The sequence below is a fragment of the Muribaculum sp. genome (genome assembly GCF_029051885.1).
Taxonomy (GTDB): domain Bacteria; phylum Bacteroidota; class Bacteroidia; order Bacteroidales; family Muribaculaceae; genus Muribaculum.
In genome coordinates, this window is record NZ_JAIDKI010000012.1 from 1 (window position 1) to 7,323 (window position 7,323).

Below are 7,323 nucleotides of genomic sequence, written 5' to 3' on the forward strand. Positions count from 1 at the left end.
GATTATTATTGTATTGTTTCCATGGGATGTACTTACCGGATATAATCCCGTCACTCCGGCTTCGGCTTTGTTTGTGGGGCTGATGTTTGCTATTTGTTTCGGTTGTCCATTCCCTAAGTTCAACAAAAAAAGCAGCAAGTATCTGCTTCAGGCGTCGGTTGTCGGTCTTGGCTTCGGTATGAACGTGGTCGAGTCGCTCAAATCAGGTAGTGACGGCATGCTGTTTACCGTTGTCTCGGTAGTAAGTGTCATGGTGCTTGGTGTGATGTTTGGCTATTGGATGCATCTCAACCGCAAGACATCTTATCTGATAGCATCGGGAACGGCTATATGTGGTGGAAGTGCCATTGCTGCTGTAGGGCCGGTAATCCGTGCCGACGAGAAGGAGATGGCCGTATCGCTGGGTGTTATTTTCATTCTTAATGCGATTGCATTGTTTATCTTTCCGCCTATCGGTCATTTTTTTGATATGAGCCAACAGCAGTTCGGAACCTGGGCTGCAATTGCTATTCACGACACATCGTCGGTAGTCGGTGCGGGAGATGCATACGGCCCGGAAGCTCTTAGGATAGCTACCTTGATAAAACTGACACGTGCGTTGTGGATTATACCTCTGGCATTCGTCACGATGCTTATTTTCCGTGACAAAAAGGCAAAAGTCAGCATTCCGTGGTTTATTTTTCTGTTTGTTGTAGCTATGGTGGTCAATACTTACTGTGGTCTGCCGGCGGAACTTAGCGAATGGCTTGTATGGCTTGCAAAGAAGGGCCTTGTACTTACTCTTTTCTTTATCGGTGCAAGTCTGTCGATAGATACGATCAAGTCTGTAGGAACGCGTCCGTTGCTGCTTGCTGTGGCTCTATGGATTTTTATTGCTGTATCGAGTTTTATGGTAGTTGAATTCACGATAGAATGAAATTCGGTTAAACAAGCCAAGCTCCAAATATTGTAAAATCTCTCTTCTCGCAGCCATGCGTCCTCCTCTCTCATACGTACCTGCATTGTTTCCTCTTGTAGGATTCATTGCAGGTATGCTTTTATCAGGTGCTTTTAATTTGTACTGGTTTATAACTGTGGGTATAGGTGGAATAGCGCTGATATGTGTGTCCCGTCGCTTACCGGAGTGGTCGTCATGTGTGGGAGTGGCATTGTTGTTTTGTGGCGCGGGAGGTGTCGATATGATATATGACAGATTGCCTGATGTGGAGCAGGCTGTCATTAAACGGGAAGAGTGGCAAGGTGAGGTAATTGATGTATCGGAGAATGACCGGGGGATTCATCTTGTTATACGTCCTGACAGTCTGCATATACGTATGGATGTGCTTGTGCATACCTTGCATGGGACTTTGCATGACCCCGTTCCGGGTGATATTGTCCGATTCCGGTGTGAGCTTCTGCCTCCAGTCAACGAGAATGTGCCTGGTGCAGTCGATTATGTGGCTGTTTTATCCCGGCGAGGCATTTCGGCAACCGGATTCTCCGACGATATTTCAGTAATCGGACACAGGAGTTCATGGCGTTATTATGCATGGCGCGCACGCACGGAAGCCTCTTCGCTGCTAATGCGTAGCGGACTGTCGAATGGCGCATGTTCGTTTCTTTTAGCTGTTCTTGTCGGTGATGACGACTGGCTGTCGCAGGATACACGCGACATGTTTTCGGCTGCTGGAGTAGCCCATGTGCTTGCGCTCAGCGGATTGCATGTCGGCATTATCATCATGGCGTTAGGACTGCTGCTTTTACCTTTGGGGCTGATATGGGACTGGCGTGTCCGCTGTGGCGTGATTATCATCGTGTTGTGGGGCTATGCTTTTTTTACAGGGCTGTCGGCGCCTGTTACGCGTGCGTCGCTTATGGCATCACTGATGTGTGGAGGTATAATACTTCAGCGGCCGTATGTGTCGTTAAATGGTATGCTTGTATCAGCATTGATAATTCTTATGGTGGCTCCAAGGCAGTTGTGGACTCCCGGTTTTCAGCTTTCGTATCTTGCTGTAGGTAGTATTTTGGTGCTGATGCCTGCCGTCATGCCATGGCTTGAGCGTGTGCCTCGGGTTATACGGTGGTTTGCTGTGACTGCCGCCCTCTCGTTGGCAGCCATGCTTGCCACTGCGATGCTTGCGATGTATTATTTTCAGATATTTCCGGTCTATTTTCTGCTGGCCAATATACCTGTAGCGCTTGTGCTTCCGGTACTGATGGTAGGAGGACTGGCACTTATGGTGTTGGAGGCTGTGGGATTTGATGCCGTATGGCTGTGTTCGGTCGTTGATTGGATATACATGGCGATGTTGTGGTGGGTCGAACTGATAACTGATATGCCGTCGTCAACAATCCGTTGTACCGCTATTCACGGAGGTGTGTTGTTATCTTATTATATTGCAGTATGTGTCGGTGTGGCAGCGTTATACAGGCGTACGGCAGGGTGGGGAGTCGCAGTTTCGGTATGTGTTCTTGCTGCCGCATTGTTCGCTGCCTATACGTTGCGACCTGGCGAGTCGGTACAGTGGTTCATTCCACGCAATGCATACTTTACGACAGTAATATGTCGTATGGATTCCGGTAGTCATGATGGTGGTTTACATCGGGCGGTTATGTACACAACTGCGCCTGGAGTTGCGGCGTCATCGCTTAATGGAGAGTATCGCGACCGTTACCGTACTTTTATAGAAAGGTTCGGGAGTTATGACTCGTTGGCAGTGGACGACAGTAGAGTTGTGACATATTCCTTGACGGGTGGAGGTACAGGTAAACTTGTGATTGTGAATCATGACAGTATACTCGGGAGGGTGTCCGCCCACGCTGTTGGCGTCGATTGTGCCTTGATATGTCGAGGATACCGCGGAAGCTGGAAATCAGTTGCCGATTCATTGAATCCGCATATGATACTTCTCTCTGCCGATATTCCAAAACGCCGGCATATCAGGCTGCTTGATTCAATCTCAACCTACTCGGAAATCCCGGTCATTTCCTTGAGGGAGGGAACGTTCAGTTCGTCAGATTTGCCTGATATCTCTGAAGAAATCGAATAATATCGTAAGGTAGCATGCTAATATACAGCGTATTAACACGCTGTTGCGGGAGCTTTTGCCGGGGGTGTATAATTTGCTTGAAAAAAATCACTAATTTTGCGTTTGTGAAGAAACATATGGCGGATTCGGATAACTATGATATTGAAGCCCGACTTATACGTCGCCTTAAGAGTGGCGATGTAGAGGCTTTTGCATCGGTATATAAGTTATACTTTCAGCGCCTGTATGTATATTGCAGGCAATTCACAAAATCGGCCTATGACGCAGAAGATATTGTTCAGGAAGTATTTACAAAGATATGGAGTAACCGGGATTCAATTATTGCCGAGAGCACTTTGCGAGGCCTCCTGTTTACAATCGCCAGAAACTATCTTATAAGCGCATATCGCCGCAATATCAATGCGCCGGTTTATGAGGACTACTTAGACTATTGCAATTCAATCGGGAGAGAGGATACATCAGCAATAGAGTATGCTGAATTTGCCTCTCGGGTAGAATATATAATCGACAGCTTGCCTCCGGCACAAGCCAGGGTGGTAAGAATGTCGAAACTCGAGCATCTATCGAATAAAGAGATTTCCATAAGCCTTGGAATTAATGAGCAGAGTGTAAAGAATCATCTGTCAAAAGGGATGAAATATGTACGCTCTCATCTAAGTCGACTGTTGATTGTGATTTTAGCCGTGATTATGTCAGGCCGATTGTAGTTTTCAGCCGACTATCTATAAACCAGTTCAAATTCATATGCAATAATGAAAGATTTAATCAGAAAATACCGTATGGATAAGCTCTCGAAATCCGAACTTGAGGAGACGAAAAATCGGCTCTACTCATTGTCGGACGATCAGCTTGGACAGGAAATATATGATGACTGGCAGGGGTTTGAGCCTACTCCCGGACAGGAAAATACTCAAGCCGAGGCTGAGGTTTACCGTCGGCTTAGTACTATGCTGGTAAAGCCGCGTAGATGGCGGCATCGTCTTATATTATGTGCCGAGGTGGCTGCGGTGGCTCTGATAGTTATTCTATTTGCCGGGTCGGCATATCTGTATAGCCGATATCATAACATTGGGTCATTATCTACTAATGTAGTTACTGCGGCTGCTGACCGGGCTACTGTAAATCTTCCCGACGGTTCGACTGTGGAACTCAATGGCAACTCATCATTGGGATATGCATTATCAGGATTCAATAGTGATACCCGTAGAATCGAATTCCAGGGTGAAGGCTACTTTGATATTGTAAAGAATAAGTCCTCGAGGTTTATAATTGAATCTTATGGCCTTGAAGTGACAGTGCATGGTACCTCTTTTAATCTATCGGCACGTGAAGGCGACGGATATGCATCGTTATATCTTGTTGACGGAGCGGTGAGCATGAAGTCGACAGTCACAGGAAAGAATGTAACTCTTGAGCCGGAGCAGAAGGCTACGCTGATATATGCCACCGGAGATATCGAGGTCTCCTCGATTGATTACAATGATAATCCTTTAGCATGGAAATCGCGACGGTTGATGTTTCGCAATGCTACGCTGGCTACCGTGGTATCGAGGATGGAAGAATACTATGGGTGTGAATTTGTCCTTGACAGCACTCTTGTCTCAGAAAGGTTTACCGGTATGATACCTCTTGATAATATTGAACTGGCTACGGCTGTGGTTGAAAAAACATTTAATACATCGCTCCCCAAGTCGAGCCGGTAATTTCGGCAGGGCTACCGGGTTGAATATGCGCCGGTTATGATGGACTGCCGTCTGTCGTAACCGGCGTATTCATTCGTGTTAAGTGAAAAATAAAATAAGAAATATAAAAAATATAGAGTACTTTTTTTCATTGTTGCGTCTTAAAAGGTAAGGAACCTTATCCAAACAATATTTAACCAATCATATGAACAAATTAAGACAAGCAACCCGTAGGCTGACTACAATGTCGGTGGCTGTGGCTTTGGGCGCCATGAGTGCCATGGCACAGGACAAACCGATTACGGTCGACTTTGAGAAGACACCGCTACGCGTGGCTTTGCAAGCCATTGAAAAGCAATCAGGCTACACATTCTCTTTCAGTGATAATGTTGTAGACAAGGCCGGAAGCGTATCAGTACACATGAAAGATGCATCTGTCAAGTCGGTACTTGACAAGATAAGTTCTGAGGTAGGACTTGAGTATGCCATTATGGGCGAGGACCTGATTATAATATCTCCCAAACGGGATAAGTCAGGCTCTAAGATCAAAGGTCAGCCAATTGCAGCCGGTCTGAAAGGACGAGTTATAGATGAGACGGGCGAGCCGATAATCGGAGCTTCCGTAATTGTAAAAGGCTCGACCAATGGTGTAAGCACCAATCTTGACGGCGAGTTCTCCCTCTCCAATGTACATGTAGGCGATGTGATTAATATATCATATATAGGCTATCATACACAGGCTGTTGACATAAAAGATGCATCGGGCATTAATGTTGTTTTGCAGCCATCTACAACCAATCTTGAGGAGGTCGTGGTTGTGGGCTATGGTGTGCAGCGCAAGCGTGACGTTACTACATCCATATCTTCTGTCAAAGGTGAAGACCTTGCGGATATGCCGGCCAACAGTATCGAGCAGGCGCTTGTAGGCCGCATGTCGGGTGTGCAGGTAACTCAGGGCACCGGCATGCCCGGCGGAGGTATGTCAATCAAGGTGCGCGGTACCGGTACGGTTACTGCCGGCAGTGATCCTCTTTATGTGATTGACGGCATACCGCAGTCGGATCTCGCCAGTGACGCAACCGGCACCAATATCAATCCTCTCGGAGGTATCGATATGAACGATGTCGAGAGTATCGAGGTGCTGAAGGATGCTTCTGCCGCCGCTATCTATGGTAGTCGTGGTGCCAACGGTGTAATCATTATTACTACTAAACAAGGTAAACAGGGACGTCCTAAAGTAAATTATAGCGGCTATTATGGATGGCAGCGCCGCACTAAGAAAATAAGCATGTTGAATGCCTATGAATTTGCGCGTCTGTGCTATGACGGTCATAACGAGGCATATCTTGACTTGCTTGAGTCGAAAGGCATAGCCGGTAGTATAGAAGATGACAATCAGACTCGTCTTGATAAATTGGGGGCAAAGCCAGGGACTACGGCTTTGACGTATCTTATACCGCCGGAAATCATGCCATATGTAAACGGTGAGCCCGGTCTTACCGATACCGACTGGCAGGACGAGATATTCCGCAATGGTATGACTACCAAGCATTCTCTGTCGGTCAGCGGTGGCCAGAACGGTGTAAATTACTTCATTTCGGGCAACTATGCCAAGGAAGAGGGTATTGTAATCGGCTCAGGCCAGGAGACATTCGGTGGACGTGCAAACATTAATGTCAAATACCAGAATGTAACCTTCGGCGCAAATACAAGCATAGCGCACATATTATATGATATCGTGCCCACTGAGGACCGATTCACTAAAGAAACCATACCGTCGCTCGCGTTGGCCATGGCGCCTATATTTCCTGTATATAATGAGGATGGCAGCTATAATTTCGACAATTACAACTGGAGTTATAAGCAGCAGGCTGTAATCAACCCTGTGGCTTTGGCCAATGAGCGAAAAGACCGCATGAAGCGCAATAAGGTCATGGGCAAGGCTTTCTTCAATTGGGAAATTATCAGTGGTCTTAATCTGAAGACCGAATTCAGCACGGCGTGGAACAGTTATCGCCGTGAGATTTATCGCCCGTCGACATTGCCTACATCGGTAAATAAAGTACCGCCGTCGAATCCCGAAGGCACACATCGCACAAAAGATTATCTGAGCTGGACATGGGAGAATACACTGTCGTATAACACCCGCATAAATAATATTCATGATATCTCAGCTGTGCTTGGCCAGTCAATGCAACGAGAATCAATCGAGGCCAGCCGAATTACGGCCAATGGCTTTCCAAATGACCTTGTCACGACTCTGAATGCGTCGACTGTGGCGACTAACTGGGATTCTTCCAGACAGGCATGGTCGTTGGCATCGGTATTTGCCCGAATACAGTATAATTACGACAGTCGATATCTGTTGTCGGCATCGTTGCGAGCTGACGGGTCGTCGCGTTTCGGCAGCAATAACCGTTGGGGATACTTTCCTTCGGTTTCGGCCGGATGGTATCTGTCGGAAGAAAGTTTCCTGAAAGATAATACCTGGCTTGATGCACTGAAACTTCGTGCGAGCTATGGTGTGTCGGGTAATTTCAGCATCGGCAATTACGACTACTATGCATCGCTGGCGGGCGACAATTCTGTTGTAGGTACCGTTGCTGGGG

At 47.0% G+C, this 7,323-nt stretch carries 5 protein-coding genes; all 5 read left to right on the top strand.

Annotated elements, in window-relative coordinates; genetic code table 11:
* Position 1: 1 nt before the first annotated feature.
* Positions 2–916: a putative sulfate exporter family transporter gene (locus tag K2I50_RS00515; RefSeq protein ID WP_526022931.1), complete on the top strand. Its 915-nt coding sequence runs from the start codon at positions 2–4 to the stop codon at positions 914–916.
* A 115-nt stretch (positions 917–1,031) separates the two neighbouring features.
* Positions 1,032–3,032: a ComEC/Rec2 family competence protein gene (locus tag K2I50_RS00520; RefSeq protein ID WP_301024304.1), complete on the top strand. Its 2,001-nt coding sequence runs from the start codon at positions 1,032–1,034 to the stop codon at positions 3,030–3,032.
* 116 nt (positions 3,033–3,148) lie between these two features.
* Positions 3,149–3,739: an RNA polymerase sigma factor gene (locus K2I50_RS00525; RefSeq protein WP_301024300.1), complete on the top strand. Its 591-nt coding sequence runs from the start codon at positions 3,149–3,151 to the stop codon at positions 3,737–3,739.
* A 45-nt stretch (positions 3,740–3,784) separates the two neighbouring features.
* Positions 3,785–4,735, top strand: a complete 951-nt coding sequence (locus K2I50_RS00530) for a FecR family protein (RefSeq protein ID WP_301024301.1) — start codon at positions 3,785–3,787, stop codon at positions 4,733–4,735.
* A 184-nt stretch (positions 4,736–4,919) separates the two neighbouring features.
* Positions 4,920–7,323: SusC/RagA family TonB-linked outer membrane protein (locus K2I50_RS00535; RefSeq protein ID WP_301024302.1), on the top strand; the 2,404-nt coding region annotated here is incomplete at its 3' end.